General features: G+C 68.0%; 14 protein-coding genes, 1 tRNA gene and 2 pseudogenes. 9 read left to right on the forward strand and 8 right to left on the reverse strand.

Annotated elements, in window-relative coordinates:
• Positions 1-17: 17 nt before the first annotated feature.
• From R5W23_RS11175 to R5W23_RS11185, 3 genes are all read right to left on the reverse strand, one after another.
• A complete protein-coding gene (locus R5W23_RS11175; RefSeq protein ID WP_320686390.1) occupies positions 18-2609 on the reverse strand; it encodes a PSD1 and planctomycete cytochrome C domain-containing protein in 2592 nt (863 codons plus the stop codon).
• A gap of 157 nt (positions 2610-2766) precedes the next feature.
• Positions 2767-3180 (reverse strand): hypothetical protein, encoded by a 414-nt coding sequence (locus R5W23_RS11180; protein WP_320686391.1) that lies wholly within the window; start codon positions 3178-3180, stop codon positions 2767-2769.
• Between the two features lie 16 nt (positions 3181-3196).
• The gene (locus tag R5W23_RS11185; RefSeq protein ID WP_320686392.1) at positions 3197-4114 is read right to left on the reverse strand and encodes a DUF1559 domain-containing protein; all 918 of its coding nucleotides are present in this window, start codon (positions 4112-4114) and stop codon (positions 3197-3199) included.
• Positions 4115-4497: 383 nt separating this feature from the next.
• Between R5W23_RS11185 and R5W23_RS11190 the strand changes: the two are divergent.
• A pseudogene (locus R5W23_RS11190) lies at positions 4498-5190 on the forward strand (IS701 family transposase); the annotation flags it as partial.
• 72 nt (positions 5191-5262) lie between these two features.
• Positions 5263-5421, forward strand: a pseudogene (locus tag R5W23_RS32875) (IS701 family transposase); the annotation flags it as partial.
• 139 nt (positions 5422-5560) lie between these two features.
• On the opposite strand, the gene R5W23_RS11200 reads toward R5W23_RS32875, so the two are convergent.
• A complete protein-coding gene (locus R5W23_RS11200; RefSeq protein WP_320686393.1) occupies positions 5561-5782 on the reverse strand; it encodes a hypothetical protein in 222 nt (73 codons plus the stop codon).
• Positions 5783-5996: 214 nt separating this feature from the next.
• Here R5W23_RS11200 and R5W23_RS11205 point away from each other — a divergent pair, with 214 nt between their 5' ends.
• Entirely contained in the window at positions 5997-6458 is a 462-nt protein-coding gene (locus R5W23_RS11205) for a hypothetical protein (RefSeq protein WP_320686394.1), read from the forward strand.
• Between the two features lie 76 nt (positions 6459-6534).
• On the opposite strand, the gene R5W23_RS11210 is transcribed toward R5W23_RS11205, so the two are convergent.
• Positions 6535-7197 (reverse strand): hypothetical protein, encoded by a 663-nt coding sequence (locus R5W23_RS11210; RefSeq protein ID WP_320686395.1) that lies wholly within the window; start codon positions 7195-7197, stop codon positions 6535-6537.
• 537 nt (positions 7198-7734) lie between these two features.
• Between R5W23_RS11210 and R5W23_RS11215 the strand changes: the two genes are divergently transcribed.
• The 5 genes from R5W23_RS11215 to R5W23_RS11235 all read left to right on the forward strand — a co-directional run bounded on the left by R5W23_RS11215 (position 7735) and on the right by R5W23_RS11235 (position 21155).
• Positions 7735-15906, forward strand: coding sequence for a S8 family serine peptidase (locus R5W23_RS11215; protein ID WP_320686396.1), 8172 nt, complete (start codon positions 7735-7737; stop codon positions 15904-15906).
• 346 nt (positions 15907-16252) lie between these two features.
• Complete coding sequence (locus R5W23_RS11220) at positions 16253-18490, forward strand: S9 family peptidase (RefSeq protein ID WP_320686397.1); 2238 nt, start codon at positions 16253-16255, stop codon at positions 18488-18490.
• A complete protein-coding gene (locus R5W23_RS11225) occupies positions 18487-18903 on the forward strand; it encodes a hypothetical protein (RefSeq protein ID WP_320686398.1) in 417 nt (138 codons plus the stop codon). The genes R5W23_RS11220 and R5W23_RS11225 overlap by 4 nt, the downstream gene beginning before the upstream one ends.
• A gap of 207 nt (positions 18904-19110) precedes the next feature.
• Positions 19111-19197, forward strand: a tRNA-Ser gene (locus R5W23_RS11230).
• Positions 19198-19310: 113 nt separating this feature from the next.
• A complete protein-coding gene (locus R5W23_RS11235; protein ID WP_320686399.1) occupies positions 19311-21155 on the forward strand; it encodes a hypothetical protein in 1845 nt (614 codons plus the stop codon).
• Between the two features lie 24 nt (positions 21156-21179).
• On the opposite strand, the gene R5W23_RS11240 is transcribed toward R5W23_RS11235, so the two are convergent.
• Entirely contained in the window at positions 21180-21602 is a 423-nt protein-coding gene (locus R5W23_RS11240; protein ID WP_407936116.1) for an ankyrin repeat domain-containing protein, read from the reverse strand.
• A gap of 497 nt (positions 21603-22099) precedes the next feature.
• Between R5W23_RS11240 and R5W23_RS11245 the strand changes: the two genes are divergently transcribed.
• The gene (locus tag R5W23_RS11245) at positions 22100-23371 is read left to right on the forward strand and encodes an MFS transporter (protein WP_320686401.1); all 1272 of its coding nucleotides are present in this window, start codon (positions 22100-22102) and stop codon (positions 23369-23371) included.
• A 13-nt stretch (positions 23372-23384) separates the two neighbouring features.
• On the opposite strand, the gene R5W23_RS11250 is transcribed toward R5W23_RS11245, so the two are convergent.
• A complete protein-coding gene (locus R5W23_RS11250) occupies positions 23385-24818 on the reverse strand; it encodes a hypothetical protein (RefSeq protein WP_320686402.1) in 1434 nt (477 codons plus the stop codon).
• Positions 24819-24862: 44 nt separating this feature from the next.
• Entirely contained in the window at positions 24863-25669 is an 807-nt protein-coding gene (locus R5W23_RS11255) for a hypothetical protein (RefSeq protein ID WP_320686403.1), read from the reverse strand.
• Between the last annotated feature and the right edge of the window lie 40 nt (positions 25670-25709).

The following is a 25709-nucleotide window of genomic DNA, read 5'->3' on the forward strand; positions in this document are numbered from 1 at the left end:
GGACCGGTGGGGCCGGATCACTTCACGTAGCGGAACTCGGCGCTGGCGAGGAGCGCTTGTGTGAACGCCATCCAGGCGGCGGTGCGCGGGTCCTTCGCCTGAACCACGTCCTCGGTGACGGTCTCGCTGGTCTGATCGATCTGGTCCGGGTCCTGGGCCGGGTCATCGACCTTCTTCGCTTCCGGCCCCTTTTTCGGAGCCGGCGCCTTGACCACCTTCGGCGGGTTCTTGCGGTACTCGGACTCGTAAGCCCCCACGAACGCCCGCGCCCGGTCGACCTCCGCGTCGGTCGGCTCGCGGCCGACGCTCAACCGGTACGCCGCGCGAACGCGGTCGGCGTCGGCCGCGTCGCGGTCCTTGAGGAGCCGCTCGGCGAACACCAGGGCCTGCTTGCGCACGAAGGGGGAGTTGAGCAGGAACAGCGCCTGGGCGGGCACGGTGGTGGTGTCGCGGGTGCCGCTGACCAGTGTCTGGTCCACCGGGTCGAACGCCTCCAGCGCGTGCGGCGTCACACCGCGCAAGAGCGGCAGGTACACACTCCGGTAGGTCGCGGCGTCGGCCTTCTCGTGGATCGCGTTGGACTCGGGGCCGTTGTCCCGCATCTCGACCATCCGCAGTGCGGTCGCGGGCGACCCATCCGGGCGCTTCGGGTCCAGGGCGCCGGCCGCAGTCAGCGCCGCGTCACGCAACTCCTCGGCGCTCAGCCGCCGAGGAGCGTGGCGCCACAGCAGCCGGTTATCGGGGTCCGCGGCCCGGTGCGCCGCGGTCGCATCCGAGCTGAGCCGATACGTCCGGCTCAGGACCAAGTGCCGCACCAGCTTCTTCGTGCTCCACCCGTCCGCGATGAACTGCCGGGCGAGGTGGTCGAGCAGTTCGGGGTGCGAAGGGGCCGCCCCGGTCACCCCGAAGTTGTCAACGGTGTTCACAAGCCCGGTCCCGAACAGGTGCTGCCACACGCGGTTCACCGCCACCCGCGGGGCCAGCGGGTTACTCGAACTGGTGAGCCACTGGGCCAGTTCCAGGCGCCCGCTCTGCTTCGGGTTCACCTTCGCCGCCCCGGGCACCTCGAGCGCCGTCAGGAACCCGCGCGGCACGACCGGCCCGAGCTTTTCCGCCTCGCCGCGGACGCGCAGCTCGGTGTCGGCAACTGTTGTCGCGTCCCGTGCGCCGTGCGCCGCAAGTCCGCGTGCCGCCGGGTCGGTGAGCGCGTTCAACTCGCCCTGGAGTGCCTCATACTTCAGCCGGTACGGGCGCTGGGTGGGCTGGCCGTTCGGGGCCGGTTTGAGACCCTCGGGGGTGCCGCGGATCGCGTCCCACGCCTTCTTCGCCTCCGCCACTTCGGCGGTCAGTTTGGCGACCTTCTCCGGGTCCGCCGGCGGCAGGTCACCGGTCAGCCGCACGAGGTTCGCCGGCACGTAGTACGCCAGTCCGGCGCCGCCCATCTGGTTGCGCAGCCCGGCCGCGTTCTCGGTGCTGGTGAAGATGCCGGCCAGCGCGTAGTAATCGACCATCGGCACCGGGTCGAACTTGTGGTCGTGGCACCGCGCGCAGCTCACCGTGAGCCCGAGCACCGAGCGCGTCACGGCGTCGATCTGCTCGTCCACGTTGTCCATCACGAACCGGACCTTGAACCGCTGGTTCACGTCCTTCACGCCCAGCGCCAGGAACCCGGTCGCGGTGAGCAGCCGGTTCCGCTCGGCGTCGTCCTTTGCCGGGAGCAGGTCGCCGGCGACCTGCTCCCGGACGAACCGGTCGAACGGCACGTCGGCGTTCACCGCGTCGATCACGTAGTCGCGGTACCGCCACGCGTGCGGGTACGGGATGTTGCGGCTCGGGCCGGTGCTCTCGCCGTACCGGGCCACATCCAGCCAGTGCCGCCCCCACCGCTCGCCGAACTGGGGCGACGCCAGAAGGCGGTCCACCACCTTCTCGAACGCCGTGGGCGATTCGTCTTTCAGGAACGTGTCGATCTCGGCCGGCGCGGGCGGCAGCCCGGTGAGGTCGAACGTCACGCGCCGGAGCAGCGCCACCTTGTCCGCGTCGCCGACCGGCTTCAGCCCCTTCGCCTCGAGGGCGGCGAGGATGAACCGGTCCACGGCGCCCCGTGCCCACGCCGCGTCTTTGACTGCGGGTGCTGTGGGCTCGGCGAGCGGTCGGAACGCCCAGTGCTCCTTCTTGAGCTTCTCGTACTCGGGTTTCGCCTGCCCCAGCGAGGCCGGCACCCGGACCGCCGGCCACGCGGCGCCGTCCTTGATCCACTGGCGCAGCACCCCCACCTGCTCCTCGGACAGCGCTTCGCCCTCGCTGGGCATGCGCCGCTTCTCGTTCTTGGTGGTGACGCGGGTGATGAGCAGGCTCTTCTCGGGCGCGCCGGGCACGACGGACGGGCCGGTGTTGCCGCCGGACAGCAGCCCGTTGCGGTCGTCCACCCGCAGCCCGCCGGCCGGCTTTGTGTCGGCCGAGTGGCACCCGTAACAGTGCCCCGCCAGGATCGGGCGCACCTTCTTCTCGAAGAACTCCACCTTCGCGGCGTCCGGGTCCGCGGCGCGGGCGGTGGCCGAAAACGCCAGCGCCAGCAGCGCGAGTGGGATCAGTCGGAACCGGTTCACGGTATTGTTTCCTCGGTGTTCGATAGTCACTGACGCGGTTCGCACCCGCCCGCGTGGGGCCGCTCTCACACGACCCCTCGCCCGTCCGAAACCGGCGGGCCGGGCAGCGCCTCTCCCCTCGCCACCCGATCCGGGGCGGGGCGAACCGCGTGGCTCGTCATTTCGGGGCCACGGTCAGCGTCACGTCCCCGGGTGCGGGCACCGTGACCCGCCAGCCGGCGGTCTTCTGGTCCAGGTAGCGGGCGGGCACGTTCGGCTTCTTCGCTTGCCCGTCGCCCTCGTCGGTCAGGATCAGCCGCGCCTGGTACTCGCCCGGCGGCAGCCCCGGCACCGTTTTGCCGCCCACGAGCCGCTCCAGCGAGAAGCGCCCGTCCGGGCCGATCGTTCCGAACCCGCGCACGCTCAGGTCGTCGACCTGCGTCACCTCGACGAAGTGGCCGCCGAGTTGACCGCCGGACCAGACCACCTGCCCCGCCGTCGGGTGCCCGCCCTCGCCCCGCGTGCAGCCCGCGGCGAGGGACGGAACCAGTGCCAGGGCGAGCGCGCGAGCGAGTCGTGTGTGTGTGCTCATCGTCGTCCCCTCGCGGCTAGTAATCGTTCGACACCACTTCACCGCCGGCCCGCGTGACCAGCGCGGTCAGCACATTCACCGGGGTGCTGATCCGCAGCGAGCGGACGCTGCCGTCCACGAACACGAAGTTGGTGACGCCCGGGTGCGGGCCGCCGAAGCTGCTGTTCGCAAACGGGAGGTTCTGGTTGTCGGGCGGCAGCAGCGGGCGCACGTCGCCGTTCACGCTGCTCGTGCCCATCATGCGGCGGATGTTGTTGCGGTTCCCGCCGAACACGCTGCGGTCCTCGTTCTTGCCGCGCAGCGAGTTCGGGCGGATCGACTTTTCGCCGAACATCGTGGTGTTGCTGGCGCCGTCCGTGACGCTGCCGAAGCTGGTCTGGCTCGACCACTTGGTGACGTACACACGGCCGCCGGAGTCGGTCGCGACGTAGGGCAGGTTCGGGATGATCGCGCCCGTGGAGGACGTGTACGCGGCGTGGGTGCCGAAACTCGCCGCGTAGTCGGTGAGCGCGGCGCCTTCGGGCCGGAAGTCGCTCACGCTCAGCACGGGCGCGGGGCGCGACGGGCACAGGTAAATCTTGACCTGCGTCTGCACCGCGGCGAGCGGTTGCTGGGACGCAAGGTAGCGGATGTCCCAAAGGTTGTACTGAGCGGTTTGCTCGATGTACGGCAGCAGCAGCGCGCCCCACGTGGCCCAGCCATCAAGGGCCTCGGAGTTGTCCCCGATGAACGCCGGCGGCAGGAACTGGTAGCTGTCGTGGAAGTTGTGCGCTGCCAGCCCGATCTGCTTGAGGTTGTTCTGGCACTGAAGCCGCGCCGCCGCTTCGCGCACCTTCTGAACGGCGGGCAGGAGAAGCCCGATCAGAATCGCGATGATCGCGATCACCACCAGCAACTCGATCAGCGTGAAACCACGCCGGGCACGGACTGTCATGGAATCCCTCCGAGAAGAAGTCGCTTGAGCCAGACGGGCGGCTCACCTTCTATCGCACTAAGATGATGACCGCGATGATGTATTTCAATCGGGAACTGCCGCTTCGTCTTCTTCCAGTGGGCTACTTCGTCACGTCGAGAAACCGCTCTCACCAGATAAATTGTCGCAAATCATTTCTGATAAACACCTTGCGACAGACGCGACATTACTGTGATGTTGACCCGTTGCTGGGCTGCAACTTGACGAAGTGGGCTCGCGAGACGGCCCAACCGGGGGACCGAGTCGCCTTTTTGATTCCAATTCACGACTAAATCGATTAATTAAGAAATCATTCGGGGCGATTGCTTCCTCTCCGATCGCCCGCCGCCCGTGGAGACACGATTTTGGCCCAACAGGACGAGGAACTCGAGCATCCGAACGGTCCAGCGTTCGGTGTCACGCTTTGCGATGGGTGGCAGACCCGGTTCGAGGAATACGCGGCCCGCTTTCGCGTGACGTTCCAGCGAGCCGACCAGTTCCTGCGCTTCCGCGCGTACCTCCGCGGGTTGCTCGAACCGTCCGAGCGCAAAAACGTCGAGTCGATCGCCGCCGCGGCCGGGCGGGTCATCACAACCGAAGCGAACCTAGCGCAAGCGCTCCAGCATTTCGTCAGTCACAGCCCGTGGGACGCGACGCGGCTATTCGCGGCGGTCCGGCGCACACTCGCGGTGCGAGCCGATTCGGGCGCGGTGTGGGTGATTCACGACGGTGCGTTCGCCAAGAAGGGTCGGCACTCGGTCGGGGTGCAGCCGCAGTTCGCCCGCACGCTCGGCAAAAAGATCAATTGCCAAGTGGGGGTGTTCGTAACTCAGGTCGGTCCGGCGGGGTACTTCCCGCTCACGGCGCGGCTCTACCTACCGGCGGCGTGGCTCCGCGAACACGGTGCGGGCACGGCGGTCCCGGTGGACGCCCGGCAACCCGCGTCCAAAGCCGAGATCGCGCTGCGGTTGCTCGACGAGTTGCGCGGCGAGGGGGAAGTGCCGGCGGTGACCGGAGAGCCCGGATACCTCGAAGACCCTGGTTTCCAGGAAGGGCTTCAGGCGCTCGGCGGGTCAGTCCGGAGCGAGTCCGCTGGGGTCGTCGCTGGCGCGGTCTTACGGTTCGATTGGCTGCGGAACGCGTTGGGGTTGGATCACTTCGAAGGCCGGACCTGGCACGGCTGGCACCACCACGTCGGGCTCGTGTTTGCCGCTTACGGGTTCCTGTGTTCCGAAGCCGTTGGGCAAGAGTCACCGCCGTTTCGTTCACCGCACCCATTACCGTTGTGATGCTGACAGAGTGGGGCGCAACCCCGGTTTGCTGGTAGGCGCCGGGGCACCGGCGTGGGTAATTTGCGATCAACGAAAACACCTGACCGACCCGGCAAATGATTCGCCGGGTCGGTCAGGTGGGATGTGTCGCCGGCCATCAGTTTGCAGAGAACAGAGGCGGCCAGGGGCGACGACGGCGGAGGTGCTCGCGGGTGCGTTCCGCGGCGAGTTGGTAGATCGCTTGAACGTGAGCCTGCTGGCCCGCCGGCATCGCCGCGAACACCGGACACGGCACGAACGCACACGAAGGGGCCGCCATCATGACGGGCGACACGGGTGCGGCGTGCGGGAAGTGTTCGAGGAAGCGGTGCGCGGACATGAGTGGTCCTCAGTCGGAATTCGTCAGCGATTGATCACTAGCATAGTTAACTTAGTAGTGTATCTACTCGAATTCTAACCTCGCGCCGGAGAAAAGCAACTGCGGTAATGCGCTTTTGCGTGTTTCGAAGCTGAAGTGGTGTAATTTGCTTGAAATCGAGCGGTCGGGACGGAGGGAAGCCGACCGTAACTTTGTCCCTCAGACGGAGCTAAACATGACCACCGCAATGATGATGGACCGCGCTGCGATGACCGGGATGGGCTCGGCGGCGATGCCGATGGGCACGAGCGCGATGCCCACGACCGCGAACATGGTGATGGTGCCGCGGTGCATGATGAAGGTGGAGAAGTGCGCCGGCGGGATGAAGATGACGTGCGAGTGCGACGACCCGGCGGCGTGCACGATGATGCAGAACCTGTGCGCGATGATGGCCGGGGGCATGTGCTCGGTGTGCTGCACGATGAACGGCATGACCGTGTGCTGCTGCAACATGACGATGGCGATGTGCAAGTGCGAGATGACCGCCAACGGGTGCTGCGTCACCTGCACCAGCGGCGAAGCGGCGTGCTGCGCCATGATCCAGGCGTGCTGCGACTGCGTCATGGGCTGCATGAAGGCCGGTTGCACCTGCTGCCTGATGATGGGCGGCACCCCGATCGCCTGCTGCGTGTGCTGAACCGCCGACGAGCTTAAAGCCGAAGCGCGTCACGGAGAGAACCCTCTCCGTGACGCGCTTCGGCTTTGGTTGATGCTCACTCCGCGCCTGTTGCACTCGCCGCCCGCTGTTTGCTCCGGGAGCAACTGTAACCGGGCGCCCACTCCAACGCTTCACTACCGGCCGGGTCGAACAGCGCGCGGACGGTGCCCTCGTACTTCGCCGCGTGCGCCTCGTGGAAGAGGACGAGTTGGATGCGCCCGCCGGGGTCGAGGTGGAACCGGAGGTTATAGGGGCGCAACAGGGCGACGCGCCGCTCGCGCATGTGCCGCTCCTCCCACCACCGGGTGCCGGTCCGCGCCGACTCCTCGACCCGGCCCATCAGCCCGTCCACCAGTAGTCGGAACTCGCGGATGCTGTCGCCGTCCACGACTACCGTGGGTGTACCCGGGATCTGCCCGCGCGCCCGGGCAGTGCCCCCGCGCCCTAGGTTCCAGGCTGCGATCCACGCGTTGAGCCGCGCCCCCCACTCGGGCTTGCTGTAATCGGTCTGCACCACGACCACCGGCGGCCCGTTGCGCAGACTGGTTTCGAACAGCAGGTCAAAGGCGTCCGAGTCGACGTAGTCGAGTTGCACGGGTTGAAGGTCCGCCCGTGGCTGCGAGCCGCGCGGTTCCGGCGGCTTCGCGGACTGACACCCGGGCGCGACCACGAACCCGAGACTGACCAGCGGGGCCAGCCGGGACAGAGCCGATCTCATCGCACGCCCCCGTGTGCCCGCGACCGCGGGTGATCCCGGGCCGCCCCCGCGGAGGGATCACAGGACGCGGGCCGTCTGTCGTGTGAAACGCGCGCCCTCATGCCATGAACGCGACCGGCGATCCAGAGGAGTTTGTTGAACTGCTGAGATTCGGTGAGTGTGCCAGGATGAGCGGAGCGCGGCGCCGCCCGCGGGCTAATGGCGGGATGGAGTTCGGTCGCGCGCCTGCTCAGCGCGGAGGCGATGAAATCGCACGCGCGAGCAATTATTCGTCACAATCTCGCTTATCTCTAATCGCCGATTCGGCATATTTTGCGCTTGAACCGCGCCCGCCACACCTTTACATTTCGCCCATTCGATCACCGTCAGGGCCAACGCCGCAACCGACATCGAACGCCGCGGCATTTTAGTATACATAAATTCACTATCAACTTTTGAGGCCATATTCCCAGCGGCGCGCTCGTGCGCTGGGCGTGTGTGGGCGCGTCCGCGCGCCGCCAGCAGGTTTCTTTTCCTCCTGCTCCATGAGGTTCGTCCATGCCCTCTCCTCGCCGGATTCTCCCGACCACCCTCCGGATGGAAGCCCTCGAAGACCGCGTGGTGCCCGACGGCACTCCCGGCACCACCTTCGTCCCCACCGCCCCCGACACGATCACGGTCGAGTGGCAGGGGCAAACGAAACTGGCCGCCCCGGGCCGGTGGATCGTTCAAGTGAACGGGATGGGTGGGACGATCGCCGAACAGACCGCCGCGGTCGAATCGACCGTCGCCGCCCTCGGCCTCAACGTCCACGTCGAGCAGTACCTCGGGCTCGCCGGGCAGTTCCGTCTCGCCGGGCCGGCCGAACTGGACGCTCAAACCCTCGCGGCGGCGCTGAGCCAGGTGCCGGGAGTGCAGTCCGTCGAGCCGGACTTCATGGGGGCGGCGGGACAGGTGATCCCGAACGACGCCGAGTTCGCCCGCCTGTGGGGGATGAACAACACCGGGACCAACCCGGGCGTCGCACCGGGCACGCCCGACGCCGACGCCGACGCGCCCGAAGCGTGGGACCTCACCGGGCCGAACCGCGGCAGCACGCAGGTCATCACCGCGGTCGTCGATTCCGGGGTCGATTACACCCACCCGGACTTGTACCTAAACATCTGGCTGAACCAGACCGAGATTCCCACCTCGATCCGCCCCACCCTCCTCGACACCGACGCGGACGGGCTGATCACCTTCTGGGACCTGAACGCCCCGGCGAACGCCGGGAAGGTCGCGGACAACAACCTGAACGGCCGGATCGACGCCGGTGACATCCTCCGGCCGGTCGCGGCCGGCGGGTGGATGGACGCAATCGACGGGAACGCGCCCGGTACGGCCAACGGCTACGCCGACGACCTGATCGGGTGGGACTTTTACAACAACGAGAACGACCCGGACGACGAGGTTTCCGGGGTGTGGCACGGCACACACGTGGCCGGCACCATCGCGGCGATCGGGAACAACGGGATCGGGGTGACCGGGGTGACGTGGCGGAACCAGATCATGGTGGTCCGCGGGCTGGGGCCGACCAACTCCGGGCCGTTCTCCGCGCTGATCGGCGGGCTGAACTACGCGGTCGCCAACGGCGCGAAGGTGTCGAACCACAGTTGGGGCGGTTCGACGAACGCGGCCGCGCTCGAAGCGGCGGTCGCCAACGCCCGGGACAACGGTCACCTGATGATTGTGGCGGCCGGCAACGGCGGGGCCGACGGCTTCGGCGACGACCTCGACAACCCGGCCGCGGAGAAGTCGTACCCGGCCGCGTACTCCTACGACAACATCATCTCGGTCGCCAACCTGACGAACACCGACGCCCGCAGCACCAGTTCGAACTACGGGCTGGTTAACGTGGACCTCGGCGCGCCCGGTACGAACGTCTTCAGCACCATGCACAGCCGCTTCGGGCCGTCCTACGGCTACCTGAGCGGCACGTCGATGGCGACCCCGCACGTCACCGGCGCCGCGGCCCTGATGCTGAGCGTCAACCCGACGGCCAGTTACACCCAGATCCGCAACGCCATCCTCCAAACGGTCGATCCGGTCAGCGCGTTGCGAACCAACGGCCCCACCCCGGTCGCGACCGGCGGGCGGTTGAACGTGGCGCGGGCCGTTCAGGCCGTCGGGTTCACGGTCGCGAGTACGACCCCGGCCGCGGGCGCGGTCGTGTCCGCGCCGCCGACCGAGTTCGTGGTCGACTTCACCCAGCCCTACGCGCCGGCCTCGGTGCAGCCGTCCGACCTCACCGTCAACGGGATCGCCGCAACCGGTGTCGCGCTCACCGACACGGACACGCTGACGTTCACCTTCGCGGCCAGCCCGGTCACGGCGGAGGGGCTCCAGACGATCGCCATCGCGGCCGGTGCATTCGACGGGGCGACCAGCGGCCCGGTCGCGGCGTTCTCTGCGGCCTTCCGGTACGACGCGGTGCCGCTCGCCGTCGTGAGCGTCAGCCCGGTCACGGGAACTATCGTCGCGGCGCCGTTCACGTTCGTGGATGTCACCTTCAACGAACCGGTCAATCCAACTTCGCTCCAGGCGTCCGATTTGACGCTCAGCCGCGGAACCGTGGTCGGGGCCGAAGTGCTCGCGGGAACGGGTGGGCGAACGATGCGCTTCTCCCTCACCGGGCTGACCACCTCCGGTCCGGTGACGGCCACGCTCAACGCCGGGGCGGTGGAGGACGCGTCCGGGAACCCCGGTCCGGCGGCGCCGGTCACAGTTCAGTACGACGTGAACACCCTCGCCAGCGTGTTCCCGGTGCCGCTCACCGCGCTGTCCCCGCTCGGCAGCCTCGCTTACACCGGCTCGACCACCGGCGCGATCGCGACACCGGCCGAGGTGGACCCGTTCACCCTGTCCGTCGACGCCGGGCAAACGATCACGATCGTCGTGACCCCGGGCAGTGCCGCCTCGTCGCTCCGGCCGACGATCCAGCTCCGTAACCCGGCCGGTCAAGTCGTGGCGACCGTGGAGGCGCCGGCAGCGGGCGTTCCGGCGGTACTCCAGCTCGGCCAGGCCGCGACCACGGGCACCTACACCATCGCCGTCGGCGCGCTCGCCGGCGCGGACACGTATTCGCTCTCGGTCCTCCTGAACGCGGCGGTCGAAGCCGAGTCGGTCGGCGGACCGTCGAACGGCACCCGCGCGACGGCACAGGCCCTTGCCCCGGCGTTCCTCGCGCTGCTGCCGGGATCGGCCGCCCAGCGGGCCGCCGTCCGGGGGCAACTGGTCAACGCGGCCAGCGGAACCAACCTCATCACCAACGGCAACTTCGAGACTGGCAACTTCAACGGCTGGACCGTGACGCCGTTCGTTGGGGCGAACGGCTGGCGGATCAACAACGGGACCATCGACCCGGCCAGCCCGGCGGGACCGCTGGCGCCGATCGGCGGGGCGTTCGATGCGCTCACGGACTCGAGCAGCGGCGGCACGCGCGTCATTGCGCAGTCGTTCGTCGTCCCGGCCGGCGTCCAGCAAGCGACGCTGAGTTGGTCGGACCGGCTCCAGAACTTTGCATCGCAGTTCCAGGATCCGAACCAGGAATTCCGCGTCGTCATCACCGACGCCGTGGGTAACGTGCTACAAACGGTGTTCTCGACGAACCTTGGCGACCCGCTCTTGCAGACCGGGCCGAACAACCGTTCCTTCGATGTCACCGCACTGCTCCAGTCGCGCGCCGGGCAGGTTCTGCAACTCCGCTTCGAGCAGCAGGACAGTCTGTTCTACTTCAACGTGACCGTGGACAACGTCGCGCTGACGGTCGGCAACCCGTCCGCCGCCCCGTCCGACGACTTCTACGCCCTTGATCTGACCGCGGGCCAGCGGACGGACCTGGTGCTCGGACTGTCGGGCGTTTCGGCCGCGCCCAGCTTCGCCGCGACCCGCACCGATTTTGCCATGCCCGCGGGCCGGTACCCGATCTTCGTCGGCTACCGCGACCTGAACGGCGACGGCAAGCTCGACATGGTGGCGGCAATCAACGATGCCGGCACGGACGCGAACGGGGCGATCGGGGTACGGTTGGGCAACGGGGACGGCACGTTCGGCACGCTCACTCAGTACGCCACCGGCACGGTGTTCACCCGGTATCTCGACTTCGGGGACGTGAACGGCGACGGCAAACTCGATGTGGTCGCGTCCAGCGACCGGTCCTCCCTCGTGTCGCTGTTCCTCGGCAACGGCAACGGCACCTTCCAGGCGGTCCAAAACACTCAGGCGCCGCCCAGCGGGTTGGGGCTAACCGTTGCGGACGTGAACGGCGACGGGCGGGCCGACGCCGTTGTGCCGCACTATGCCGGTGTCGCCGGCGGCCCGGGCATCGTCAGCGTGCTGCTCGGGCAGGCGAACGGTACGCTCGGAGCGCCCGTGACTTACTCGGCCGGCACGGGCGGCTTTGGTTCGTTCGGGACCGACGTGGGCGATTTGAACGGTGACGGGCGCCCGGACATCGTGACGGCCAACTTCGCGAGCGGAACCATGTCGGTGCTGCTCCAGCAGCCGAACGGCACCTTCGGACCGGCGACCAACCTGAGCATGGCCGCGGGCGCCTGGGACATCGAACTGGCCGACCTCAACGGCGACGGCCGGCTGGACGCGGTCACCGGCAACCAGAACGCCAACAACGTCGCCGTGCGGCTCGGCAACGGCGACGGCACCTTCGGCAACCCCACCTTTTTCTCCACCGGCGGGAGTGGTCCGCGCACGGTCGCGGTGGGCGACGTGAACAACGACGGCAAGCTCGACGTGCTGGTGCCCAACATCAGCAGCGCGACGGTCAGCATCCTGGCCGGCAACGGGGACGGCACGTTCGGCGCTCCGCTGACCTTCGGCACGGGAAGCAACCCGAACGCCGCCACGCTCGCGGACGTGAACGGCGACGGGTTGCTCGACATTAGCTCCGCCGACCCGGCTTCGGGGAGCGTGTCGGTCCGGCTGAACACGACCCCGACGGTCCGCCTAGAGTTGCAGGACGCGGCCGGTAACGTGGTGGCGACGGCGACCCGCGGCGCGACGAACTTCGACCAGGGGTTGCAGTTCACCCCGACCGCAAGCGGAACGTACTACGCCCGCGTGTACGGGACCGCGCCGAGCGCGACGTACACCCTCGTCGCGACCCGCGCCGCGGCGTTCGACGCCGAACCGAACGACACGCCGGCGACCGCCCAGAACATCAGCGGTACCGGCGGGGCGCTCGGGGCCATCGCCGCTACCGGCACCGTTTCGACCGTGGCGCCCGGCGCCAACGCCAACGCGGACGGGAACTTCAACAACAGCTTCCCGTTCAACATCGGCGGGTTCGGCATCCCGACCATGCGGTACCAGCAGATCTACTCGGCCTCTCAGTTCGGCACGACCGGGATCATCGACGCGCTCCGGTTCCGACAGGACGCGGCGTACAGCGGCAACTTCACCGCGACCCTTAACGTGAAGATCGTACTGAGCTACGCGGCCCGCACCACGACAACCGCGTCGGCGGTGTTCGCGGACAACATCGGGGCCGGGGCCGTTACCGTACTGGACGGGCTGGTGACCATCTCCAGCACGCCCTCGGCGTCCAACCCGCGCCCGTTCGACATCGTCATTGATGTGGCCAACCTGTTCTCCTACGACCCCAGCCGCGGGGACCTGCTGGTTGATATCTCGATGCGCAACTCGCCCGCGTTCTTCATCCCGTTCGACGCGGTGGGCGACCCGACCGGCACCGTCACGCGCATCTACCAGACCGACGTGAACGCACCCGTGGGGATCACCCCCGAATTGAACGGCCTGATCACGCGGTTCGACATGCTCGTCTCGGGCGACGACTGGTACGCCCTGGACCTCGCGGCCGGCGAGCGCGTCCGGCTGACGACGACCACCCCGGCCGGCGGTCCGGGCGAGTTCGTCAACCCCCTGAACCCGCGGATCGAACTGTACGACCCGGCCGGCAACTTGGTGACCGCCGGCACCCCGCTCCTCGACAACCGGAACGAGGGGATCACGTTCACCGCGCCAGCGGCCGGGAGGTACCGCGTCCGGGTGACCGGTGAGAACAACACCGGCGGCGAATACTTCCTCGGTGTGAACCGTACCCCGGTGGCCGCGGGCGACCTCGCGACCACGGCGGAAGACACGCCGGTCGCGATCCCGGTACTCGCCAACGACAGTGACGATGTGGGCCTCGATCCGGCAACCGTTGCGGTGGTAACCGGCCCCGCCAACGGAACCGTAAGCGTGTCCGCCGTGGGCGTGGTGACGTACACGCCGAACGCCAACTTCTCCGGCACCGACTCGTTCACCTACACGGTGAAGGACGGCGGCGGAGAGGTGTCGAACGTCGCCACCGTCAGCATCAACGTGACCGCGGTGGCGGACGCGCCCACACTGGTCGTCGGCACGGCCGCCGCGGGGAACGAGAACACCCCGATCCCACTCGACATCTCCGCGGCCCTGACCGACCTCGACGGGTCGGAAGCGCTGTCGATCACGATCGCCGGCGTACCCACGGGTGGAACGCTGTCGGCCGGCACGGACAACGGCAACGGCACCTGGACCCTGACCCCGACCCAACTCGTCGGGCTGACGATCCTTTTGCCGGATAACCTGCCGGGAGACGCCACGCTCACCCTGACCGTTACGGCGACCGCCACCGAGCAGTCGAACGGTTCCACCGCCGCGACGACCGCGACAGCCGAGATCACGGTGCGGAACGTCGCCCCAACCGCGACACTCGAAGTGCCCGCGGGCGGTGTGGAAGGCAGCCCGGTCTCCGTTACGCTGACCGGCGCCACGGACGTGTCCCCCGCGGACGCTGCCGCGGGCTTCGAGTACGCCTTCGATTTCGGTTCGGGTTACGGCGCGTTTGGTGCCTCGAACACCGCGAGCTTCACCCCGACCGACAACGGCACCTACACCGTCCGGGCGAAGGTCCGGGACAAGGACGGCGGGGTGACCGAGTACACCTCGACGGTGGTGATCGACAACGCGGCACCGACCGCTAACGCCGGCGTGGACCAGACGGTAAACGAAGGCACGCCCGTTACTCTGACCGGCTCGTTCACCGACGCCGGCGCGGCGGACACGCACACGTTGTCGTGGAGCGTGTCCGCATCGAACGGGCAGGTGATCGCGGGCGGGACCGGCGCGGCCTTCGCCTTCACCCCGACCGACAACGGGACGTACACGGTCACGGTCACGGTCACGGACGACGACGGCGGGGTCGGCACCGATACGGTCGTCGTGACGGTCAACAACGTCGCGCCGACCGTTGATGCCGGTCCTGATCAGGTGGTAAACGAGGGGGCGCCTGTTACGCTCACGGGCGGCTTCATCGATCCCGGCACAGCGGGCACACACACGCGGTCGTGGAGCGTGTCAGCGTCCAACGGGCAGGTGATCGCGGGTGGCACCGGGGCAACCTTCAGTTTCGTTCCGACCGACAACGGGACATACACGGTCACGTTCACAGTCACAGATGATGACGGTGGGATCGGAACCGACACGGCGGTCGTGACAGTCAACAACGTCGCTCCGGTGGCCAACGCCGGTGCGGATCGGACGGTGAACGAAGGTACGCCCGTCACCCTGACAGGTTTGTTCACCGATGCCGGCGCGGCCGACACGCACACGTTGTCGTGGAGCGTGTCCGCATCGAACGGGCAGGTGATCGCGGGCGGGACCGGCGCGGCCTTCGCCTTCACCCCGACCGACAACGGGACGTACACGGTTACGTTCACGGTCACGGACGACGACGGCGGGGTCGGCACCGATACGGTCGTCGTGACGGTCAACAACGTTGCGCCGGCGATCGCCGTCGTGGGCAACTCGGCCCCCACGATTGGTGCCGCTGCCGAAGGGCAAACCGTGATCGTGACCGCGGTCTTCACCGACGCGGGCGCCGCGGACACCCACACGGCGACGATCAACTGGGGCGACGGTACGGTCACCACCGGACCGGTTTTGGAGATCGCCGGTTTCGGGGCCGTCGCCGGCGGTCACTCGTATTCGGCGGGCGGCGTGTACACGATCACCGTCACGCTGACCGACGACGACGGGGGCACGACGACCGCGACCACACGGGCTTACGTCAGCGGCGTCAGCCTGCGCGACGGTGTACTGACGATCGTCGGGACGGGCGACGACGACGACGTTCGACTGAGCCAGCAGGGGAACAGCGGGCTGAGGGTGCAGGCCGATTTCCTCCCCGGCGGGCCGCGCAACTTCTCGCTGGCCGGGGTACAGCGGGTGGTCGCGCTACTGGGTGCGGGGAATGACCGCTTCGACACGTCCGGCAACATGACAGTGCCGATGGTGGTGGACGGCGGGGCCGGGAACGACCGCCTGTCCGGCGGGCGCGGCCGGAACATCCTGATCGGCGGGACGGGGGCGGACGAACTGACCGGCGGGAAGGACGAAGACATCCTGATCGGCGGGACCACCGCGTTCGACGGCGACTCTTTCGCTTTGGCGCAGCTCCTGGTTGAGTGGGCCGACCCGACCAAGAGCCTCGCAAAGCGCGTCGCGAACCTGACCGACGGGAGCGGCGGATCGGCAGCGAACGGGGGCCACTTCCTGACCGCCGCAACGGTCACCAACGACACCAGTAACGACCGCCTGACCGGCAAGCAGGACACCGACTGGTTCTTCGCCGACCTGACCCGTGATCGGGTTGACCTGGAGCCCGGCGACCTGTTCGGTGAGCAGTAGTGGTGTCGGCGCCGTCTCTCACGGCGGCGCTCACTTTGGGGCTTCGCATCACATCAAGTTCAGCCGTCTGTGTCGGTTGCGCCCGCCTGCATCAGCGGGCGGGCGCAACCGACACTTTTCCGGGTTAACGTCAAGAGGTCCAGACGGTCAAAGCGGTGCGTCGGGCGGGTGGTTCCCGCGCCCCACACCCGGCAGTTTCAAGTTCCAAGTTGGGAACCGGCTCGGCTCTTGCTCCGGGCCACCTGTCACATTTTCAACCGTCCGTGGGCAGAGCCGACAAGGGAGCTCGACGCGCCTCGCTCTCGCCCGGTTCACTCGCACTTGGCGGTGTGGTACCCTGGGCCGCATGAAACTCACCCTTTCCGCGCTCGCCGCAGCCCTCGCGCTGGGCGCGTGCGCGCGCGCCGCCGATCCGACCCCGGGAAAACCTGTGGACACCTCGTTTCTCAAGCGATTCGCGGAGACTCGCCGGTTCATGCTTGGTCGCCCGCAGAACCCGAAGGTGGCCCCCGACGGCAAGACCGTTCTGTTCCTCCGCGCCGACGCGGACAAGCCGGCACTCAAGCTGTTCGAGTTCGATGTGCCGACGGGCCAGACGAAGGAGTTGCTGTCGCCGCAGGCGGTGCTCGGGAGCGGGGACGAGAACCTCACGCCCGAGGAGAAGGCGCGGCGCGAGCGGATGCGGCTCTCGGCCGGTGGGTTCGCCGACTTCCACTTCGACGCGGCCGGCAACAACATCCTCCTGCCGCTCTCCGGGCGGCTGTTCGTGTACGACCGCGCCGCCCGGAAAGTGACGGAGTTGAAGACAGGGGCCGGCGGGGCCGTTGTGGACCCGAAGTGGTCCCCGGACGGGAAAAAGGTGGCCTACGTCCGCGGGTTCGACGTGTACGTGATCGACCTCGCGACCAACACCGAAACCGCAGTCACCGCAGGCGGCACGGTGCAAAAGACGCACGGGCTGGCGGAGTTCGTCGCGCAGGAGGAGATGGGCCGGTTCACCGGGTACTGGTGGTCCCCGGACTCCAAGCACATAGCCTACGAAGAAGCCGACCACGCCGGGGTCGAAACGTGGTTCGTCGCGGACCCGTTCAAGCCGAATGCGAAGCCGCTCGAACAGTTCTACCCGCGTCCCGGCAAGAAGAACGTGGCCGTGCGGCTCGGCGTGGTGCCGGTCGCGGGGGGTGAAACGGTGTGGGTGCGGTGGGACACGAAGGCACACGAGTACCTCGCCGCGGTGCAGTGGACCGGGTCCGCCCCGCTCACGCTTCAGGTGCAGGACCGGAAGCAACAAACCCTTCATCTGCTGACCGCAGATCCGAAAACCGGTCAAACGCGACGGCTATTGGAGGAAAAGGACGCGGCCTGGATCAACCTCAGTCCCGAGGGGCCGAAGTTCAACGACGCGCTGGGCGGGTTCGTGTGGCTGGGTGCCGACAAAGAGGGGGATGGTGAGGTCCAGCTGCGCAACACGCAGGGCGTCTTGCAGGACGTGCTCGTGCCCGCGAAGAACCGGCCCGAAGCGGTGCAGGGCGTGTACTCGTCGCGTGCCGACACGTTCGTTCTCTACGCCGGCGGCGCGGACCCGACGCAGCGCCACATTTACCGCCACAAGACGCGCAGCCTGAACGTGAACCCGGGCTCCGAAGCGGACGAGGCGCTCACCACGGAGGGGGGCGTTCACACCGCCGTGTTCGGCAAATCGGGCGGCCCGTTCGTCATCACGTCCACCACCCCACAGTCCATGCCCCGGAGCGTCGTGTTCGGCCGTGACGGGGCGAAGATCGCCGAGTTGCCCTCTGTAGCCGCGGAGCCGGAACTCAAGCCGAACGTGACGGTGGAGAAGGTCGGAGACTACTGGACCGCCGTCGTGCGCCCCCGCGCCTTCGACCCGAAAAAGAAGTATCCGGTGGTTCTTGACGTGTACGGCGGGCCGCGGCACCTGCACGTGGTCCGCGCGATGCGCAACTGGCTGGTCCCGCAGTGGCTCGCGGACCAGGGGTTCGTAGTGGTCGCGGTGGACAACCGTGGCACGCCGGGCCGGGGCCGCGAGTGGGAGCGCGCCGTGTACCAGAAGTTCGGAACCGTCCCGCTCGACGACCAGGTGAAGGGGCTCCGGTTGCTGTGCGAGAAGCACCCCGAACTCGACGGCGACCGCGTGGGCATCGTGGGCTGGTCGTTCGGCGGGTACATGGCGGCCAACGGAGTGTTGCGGCGCCCCGATGTGTTCAAGGCCGCGGTCGCGGGCGCCCCGGTGACCGACTGGGAGGACTACGACACGCACTACACCGAGCGGTACATGGGGCTCCTGCCAGCGGCTCAAAAGGCCTACGACGAGGCGAGCCTGCTGCCGCTCGCGAAGGACCTGGCGCGCCCGCTCCTCCTGGTCCACGGAACGGCCGACGACAACGTGTATTACCGTCACTCGTTGAAGCTGTCGGACGCGCTGTTCCGCGCCGGTAAGAACTTCGACTCGCTCCCGCTGCCCGGGGTGACGCACATGTACACCTCGGACCCGGTGGTGACGGAACGGCTGTGGGGGCGCGCCGCGGTGTTCTTTGCAACACACCTTGGCGCGCCGAAATGAAGAAGAAGGCCGCGGGCGGTCCGAAATCCTGGCGCGCCGGTTCCGCGACCGAGGTGCGCCGGGCGGTCGTGCGGTTCGGCGCGTCCGAGCGGAAGCTGCGCCTGCACGCCGTGGCCTGCTGCCGACTCGTCGGCGACCAGATCACACACCCCGATTGCGTTGCGCTGGTCGAGTTGATCGAGCGCCGGGCGGACGCCGACTCGCTGGCCGCGGCGCAAACGAAACTGCGCACCGCCGTGGGCGCTGGGCACGACAGGCGCCGGTCGGCGGGGCGAACATGTGGTTCGCTCGATACGCGGCGTGGGCATCGGCCGACCCGCACCTCCGCGCCCCGGTGCCGGGGTTCAGCTACGCCCGCCGGTTCCGCGACGTGCTCGCTGAGGTGCTTGGCCCACGCCGCACGCCGGGTGTAACTCCGCCGACGCGCTCAGCCACTGCCGCGATCCGAACGCCGCCCACGTGCGCGGGTGCTGGGTGGTGGATCTGGTGCTCGGAAAGGAGTAAACAGGGCCGAAAACTACGAACGGCGGCTCGCGAGTTGTCACCGTCCGGCGCGTCTCCTATGCTGAAAGCGGGTGAACCTTCTCGCGGCTTCGGGCGTCCGTAGGTTCATCCCACCTGGAGAGGTGGCAGAGTGGTCGATTGTGCAGCACTGGAAATGCTGTGTACGGGAAACCGTACCGAGGGTTCGAATCCCTCCCTCTCCGCTCGAAAAGAGCCCGCAACTGCGGGCTCTTGTTTTTTAGGTCGTGAGCCCGCCTTCAGTAACTAACAGATCGACCGAACGTCCTCTCCGCAACAAACAGAACGCGAGGGCGGTATGGCACGGGCCGGACAGGAGCGCGAAGCGCTGACCGCGGAGCAGGCGTTCGACCGCCTGACCACCGAGCACCTCCGACCGCTGGTGAGGCTTCTCGGCTCCGAGCCGCCTAAAAGGAAGGGAGAGCTGGTCGCGGCGGTGGCCGGGGCGATGACCACCGCCGCCCGCCTACGTGCCCTCTACGACCGGCTCGAACCGCTCGCACAGCTCGCCGTCCGCGAAGCCGCCCACGCCCCCGACGGGCGCTACTCCCGCACCCGGTTCGTTGCCACACACGGTCGCGAGCCGGATTGGTTTCAGCCGTCGAACAACCCGCACTCGTACTGGGACCGCCGCGAGACCCCGACGCTCCTCGTCCTGTTCTTCCCCGACTACGAGCACCTGCCGACCGACGTCCGGCCGCTTCTCCGGTTTCTCCCGCCGCCGGACCCGTTCCGGATCCCGACACGCACGGAACCGCCGGCCGAGCACACCCTCCCTCAAGCGAGCTGGGACCAAAAGGGGCCGGACGAAACGGTTCCGGTCCGGGTGCGGGAGACGGCCCGCGAGGCGGAGGCGGATCTGTTCGCCGTTCTCCGGCTGATCGACGCCGGCAAGGTACGGGTAACCGACAAGAAGCAACACCCGACCGAATCGAGCCTCAACGTGGTCGCGGGGGTGCTGACCGGCGGGGACTTTTACACCGCCGAGGATGAGGACGAGTTCGACCACGACCCGGCCGCGGACCTCGCGATCAAAGCGTTCGCCTGGCCCATGCTGGTGCAGGCCGCCGGGCTCGCCGAGAAGCGCAGCGGCGTCCTGAAGCTCACACCCGCCGGCCGGACGGCTCTGAACCGCGAACCGTCCGAGGTGCTGGGTAAGGTGTGGGCCGCGTGGGAGAAAAACCGGCTGTTCGACGAGTTCGCGCGGGTCGAGGCCGTCAAGGGACAGGGGCGCGCGAGCCTGACCGCGGCGGCGACCCGTCGGAAGGCCGTGTTCGCGGTGCTCAAGGACTGCCAGCCCGACGCGTGGTTCGCGATCGACGACCTCTGGCGCTTCATGCGCGCGACCGAGCGCGGGTTCTCGCTCGTCGGGGAGCGGGACGCCTGGAAGCTGTACATCACCGACGCGGAGTACGGCAGCCTGGGGTACGACGACGAGCACTCCTGGGAGCAACTCCAGGGGCGGTTCGTGCTGGCCCTGCTGTTCGAGTACGCGGCCACCGTGGGGCTGCTCGACGTGGCTTACGTGCCGCCGCAAGGGGCGCGTGGTGATTTCTGGGGGCGATGGGGCGCGGACGATTTGTCCTGTTTCAGCCGGTACGACGGCCTGCTGTACGTGCGAATCAACCCGCTCGGGGCGTGGGTGCTCGGCCAGGTGAAGACGTACCAGCCCGCGGCCCCGCAGAAGACGGACGACGTCCGCGTGCTGGCGAACCTGGACGTGGTCGCCACCCGGACGCCATCGGCCGCCGATCGGCTGACGCTGGAGCGGTTCGCGGACCTGACCTCGCCGGCGGTGTGGAAGCTGTCGGCGGCGAAGATCGTGAGCGTGGTCGAACAGGGCGGCCGGATCGAGGAGCTGCGCGAGTTCCTGGCGACGCGGTCGGCGGAACCGGTGCCCGCGACCGTGGAAACGTTCCTGACCGATTTGCAGCACAAGGCCGAGCAGATCCGGGACGACGGCCCGGCCCGGATCATCGCGTGCGCAAGCGCGCACGTGGCGGCCGAACTGGCGAACGACCGGCAACTGAAAGGCAAATGCTTCGTCGCCGGGGACCGGTTGATCGTCCGCGAGGGCGACCTTGCGGCGGTGCGGAAGGTGGTTCACCGGCTCGGATACGTCTGGCCGATCCCGAGCGAGTGACCGCCGCCCGCGTTCGCACCGGCGTTACTTTTTGTCGCCACCCTTTTTCATGTTCAGGAACGGGTTGGGCTTCAGTTCAACCTTCTTCACCGATTGCAGGTAATCCACCATCCTGTCCGCATCGGGGCCGGCGAGCTGCGCGTGGAAGTGCAGGCTAAACCCGTGCGGCCCCTTCGCGTCGATCAGCTTCGGCTGGAGCCTGAGGAACGCCTTCACCGCCTCAAGTTGCCCCATCATCGTAGCGCAGAAGATGTCCATCCGCGCGCCGCGCTCGAGGAGCAGCGAAGCCATTTCACGGTTGCCCATATGGGCCGCGGCGCCGAGCCCGCTCTCCCAGTCGCCCCCGCCCCAGTCCATGAACGCGTTCGCCAGCGCGGGCTCGCGGTCGAGGAGCTTCTTCACCATCGCGATGTCGGTGTGCGCGAAGATGACGAAGTCCTGCACCATGAGCTTGTTGATCTGCGGCCGGCGCCACGCCGGGTTGAACCCCGGCTTGGGGTAGTCGCGGGTGAAGGGCGCCTCGGTGGCCTTGGCGTGCGGCAGCGGCGCCGCCTCCGCCGGCGTGTCGGCGCTCAGGGCCTCGCGGCCGAGCACGGCGGTCGCGGTCAGCGCCGCGAACGTGCGGCGGTCCATCGGTTCGGACATTGGGAGGCACTCCTGCGGCGGTTGGGTGCGTTCAGGATACCGCGACGGCCCGGGCGCGCCCCGCTAAAAGCCGTCAGATGAGCCGCGGATTGTCTCGCGAAGTGAGCCCACACCGGTGCGAGACCGTCGGCGGCCCGCGGGGGAACCCGGTTTGGGTCACGAACTCCGCGACCGCGCGAGACACCGCGGGGCGGGGGCGTCTTCGACCGCGTCGAGCCGCGCGACCAGTTCCGGGCGCAACGCGCGGCCCGCACTTCCGTAAACCAACCCCGATGGCCCTTTCGCGCACCGGACGACGAATGCTGGCGACGCTCCGGGACACCACGTTCCGCTCGCTGCGGCACCGCAACTACCGCCGCTACTTCGCGGGGCAGATCGTGTCGTTCGTCGGCACGTGGATGCAGTCCGCGGCGCTCATGTGGCTCATGTACGACCGCACCGGCGACCCGCGCTGGCCGTCGTGGCTGCTGGTGGCCCAGGTCGGTCCGACCCTCGCGTTCGGTGCGTGGGGCGGCGCGCTCGCCGACCGCTATCCGAAGCGCACGCTCGTGCTCTTCACGCAGACCGCGTTCCTGGTGAACGCGGTCGTTCTTACCGTGCTGGTCGGGGCCGGGGTGGCCACGCCGTACCTCGTACTGGCGCTGATCGGGTTCAACGGGGTGATCCAGGCGGTCGATTTCCCCGCCCGTTTGGCGTTCGTGCCGGACCTCGTGCCCAAAGAGGACCTGATTAACGCGGTAGGGCTGAACTCGCTGGTGTTCAACTCCGCCCGCGCGGTCGGGCCGGCGGTCGCGGGGCTGCTGTTCGTTGCGGCCGGCAAGGTCGCGCCGTATTTACCCGAAGGGACGAGCGGTGTCACGATCGGCGCGACCACGTGCTTCGCGCTGAACGCACTGAGCTTCCTGGCGGTGTTGCGGGCGCTGCGGCGCATTCCGGAGCCGCGGCGGCACGAGAAGCCGGCCGCTTCGCCTCTCGCCGGCGTGCTCTACCTGCGCGAGCACCCGGCGCTCGGCGCGGTGGTGCTGTTCACGTTCGCACTCAGCGCGTTCGGATGGCCGGTGATTACCGTGCTGCCCGCTTACACCCGGCTCCAACTCGGACTAAAGGAAGAGGCTTACAGTTTACTGCTGAGTTCGCTCGGGGCGGGGGCGCTGGGGGCAGCGCTCGCCACCGCGACGTTCGGCAGCGTATCTCGGCGCGGCGCGTTCCTGATCACGGGCGCAGCGGCGTGCGCCGCGGGCATGGCGGGCTTGGGCTTCGCCCAGGTAATCTGGCTCGCATGCGGGTGCTGCGCCGCGGTCGGGTTCGGGATGATCCTGTTCCTTTCCACCGCGCAGTCAACGCTCCAACTCGCGGTGCCGGACGAGGTGCGGGGCCGAGTCATGGCGGTCTGGGCCATGACGCTGAGCGGCAGCGCCCCGATCGGGCACCTGCTCGCGGGGCACGCAATCACAGTGGCGGGTGTCGGCCCGGTACTGTTCGGCATGGCCGCGGGAATCGGCGCGGTGTTCTTGCTGCTCGCTGGGATGGCGCTGGCGCGCAGGAATTCTCCTCCCGGCCCTGCCCCCTGAGCTGCGGACGCAACTACTCCGCGGCGATCCGCTGGAGGTCGGCGCGCTTCGCCTCGTAAGTTTCGGCGAACGCGAGCACCTGCGGGTCCGGCTCCGTGCCGTCCGCGGCGCACGCCATCTGGTACACTGCGGGCCACCAGTTTTCGTGCTGCGTTAGCCCCTGCTCCTTCACGGTGGCCCAGTTGCTCAACACCTTCGACCACGCTGCGTCGCCGTAGTCGAGCGCCTCACGCAGGCTGCCGAACTGCGGCACGTACCACGACCGGCCGATCTGCGAGTGCAGCACCTCGTCGGCCCAGTCGAAGTCCTGAATGGTGGCGATGAGCGGCAACCCGGACGCCTGCCCTACCTCGAACTCGTATCGCTTACCGGTGCGCGGCATTAACCCCTGCTCGATGAAGTACAGCACCCCGTGTCGCTCCATCGGGGTGCATTCGGTGTTGAGCCGGTGCGACCAGTTGAACGTGATCTTGGCTTTCGTCCAGTCGACGCCGAGCGCGACGAACCCGACTTCGCCCATCATCGCGTGCCGGGCCTCGTCCCACAACTGGCGCGACATGTCGCGGTAGTACCCCCACGGCTTGCCCGGCGTCTGGGCGATGATGCTCGCCATCATCTCGGGCACATCGATCTCGCGCAGGCGCTTGTAGAGCATCATCAGCGCCTTGGCGCGGGCCGGGTACGTCTCGCTGTAGAGGAACGCTTCCGCATTCACGCCCTGGTTCCACGGATCGGTGAACCGCTCATCGCGCTTCGGGACCGGGTCGTACTGATAGGGCGTTACGGAATAACGGCGCGGTATCGTGAGTCGCTCGCTCGCCTGCGCGTGTCCGTCCAGACAACCGGCTTCGTCGAGCATCGGATGAAGGATCGTCTCACTCCACACGCGATAGTGCGGAAGCCAGGCGGTGCCCAACGACGCACCGGCCGCGGAGCCATACCGGTTCATTTCATCAAGTTCGATCAGCGCGAAACGTAGGAGGCGGCGGCTGGGAGCGTCCGTGAGCGGATGCGTATCCGTCATGTATTTTTCGATGCCGATCATCAACGATCCGATCGCATCAAGATAGGCTCCGCAAAGTAGCTCCTCCGTCGTCGGCGCACACTGGATCTCATCGAAGAACGCTTCCAGCGCCGGGTGCGGCACGTCTTCGAGCCCCAGCGGCGGCTCGCGCATCTCGCCGATGCGCGTACGCAGCGCGGTGACGTGCTCGGCGCAGAGGTAGGCGTGGTGAGCGAACCCGGTTTTGAGTTCGTAGATCGGCTCCGCAGTGATGCGGGCCGTCAGGATCTGATGCAGTCGCTTGAAACAGTAGTGGAACCGCTTCAGCCGCCGAACGCACTCCTCCACCGACAACCCGGGCCGCGCCGCTTCTTCAACGGTACAGAGCCCGGCGAGTGGGGGTAGGTTCTTGTAGGGCGTGTACCCCGCGAGCGGCGTCGGCATGGAGATGCTCCTGTTCCCAGAGGGTTCGGGAGCATTCTACCAGCTCACCTTCGCGGGTGCGGGCGAGCGGATCGCCACGGGCGGCGCAATAGAAGGTCGATGACCCAGCACCCGCGCACGTGGCCGGACGCGGCCGAGCGGTGTTTGGGGGCGTCACCGCCGACGAAGAACGGCTCATGGCGGCAGTGGTCCAGGATGTCGTCGTTGTCGCAACCCGCTTCCTGGAGCGCGTCGGCCAGAATCGGCATCCGCTCGAAGGCGTGCTCGTCGTATATGCCGCGGGCCAGCGCCAGCACGTCGGACGTGAGCCATGCTCGGGGTACGGTTATGTCCCGGAACGGGAGCGGTCCGAACAGGTCGCGGATCACTCGCAACTGGTGCGCCAGCGCTTCGGCCTGTTCGCTCCGCGGGTGGGCACAGAATACGGCTTCCGAGACGACGTGCGGGAACGGGCCGAGCAGCCAGCCGCCTTCCGAATTCTGGTACACGTACTCCCAGTACGCCGGCCGCGACTGCCACCCGCGGCCCTCCCACAGCGCACCGGTTCCGCACAGCGCGGCGTTCCGCGCGTGCCACTTCGGGGTCCGGTGGGCGGAACTGACCGAGTACAGGTTGTCCCGGCCGGCACGCCGGAGCCGCTCGATCTTCGCCGCGTCAACCGGGTCGTCGGCCAGAACCTCCATCAGGACCAGGAGTTGCGGGAACGCGCTGTCGGCGAGCAGATCGCCCACCTGGCGGCAGCACGCGAGCGAAAACAGCCGGAACTTGCGCTCGGACGCCTGCGCGGTGTAAAAGAGCCAGTTCAGCAGTTTGTCGGGGTACGATGTCGCCCACCAGTCGGCCTCGGTCATTCGTCCCTCTCGCTCCGGCGGGCGGGAGCAATCGTCCCGC

Origin of the sequence: Gemmata algarum (assembly GCF_034097035.1) — a bacterium.
Lineage (GTDB): Bacteria > Planctomycetota > Planctomycetia > Gemmatales > Gemmataceae > Gemmata > Gemmata algarum.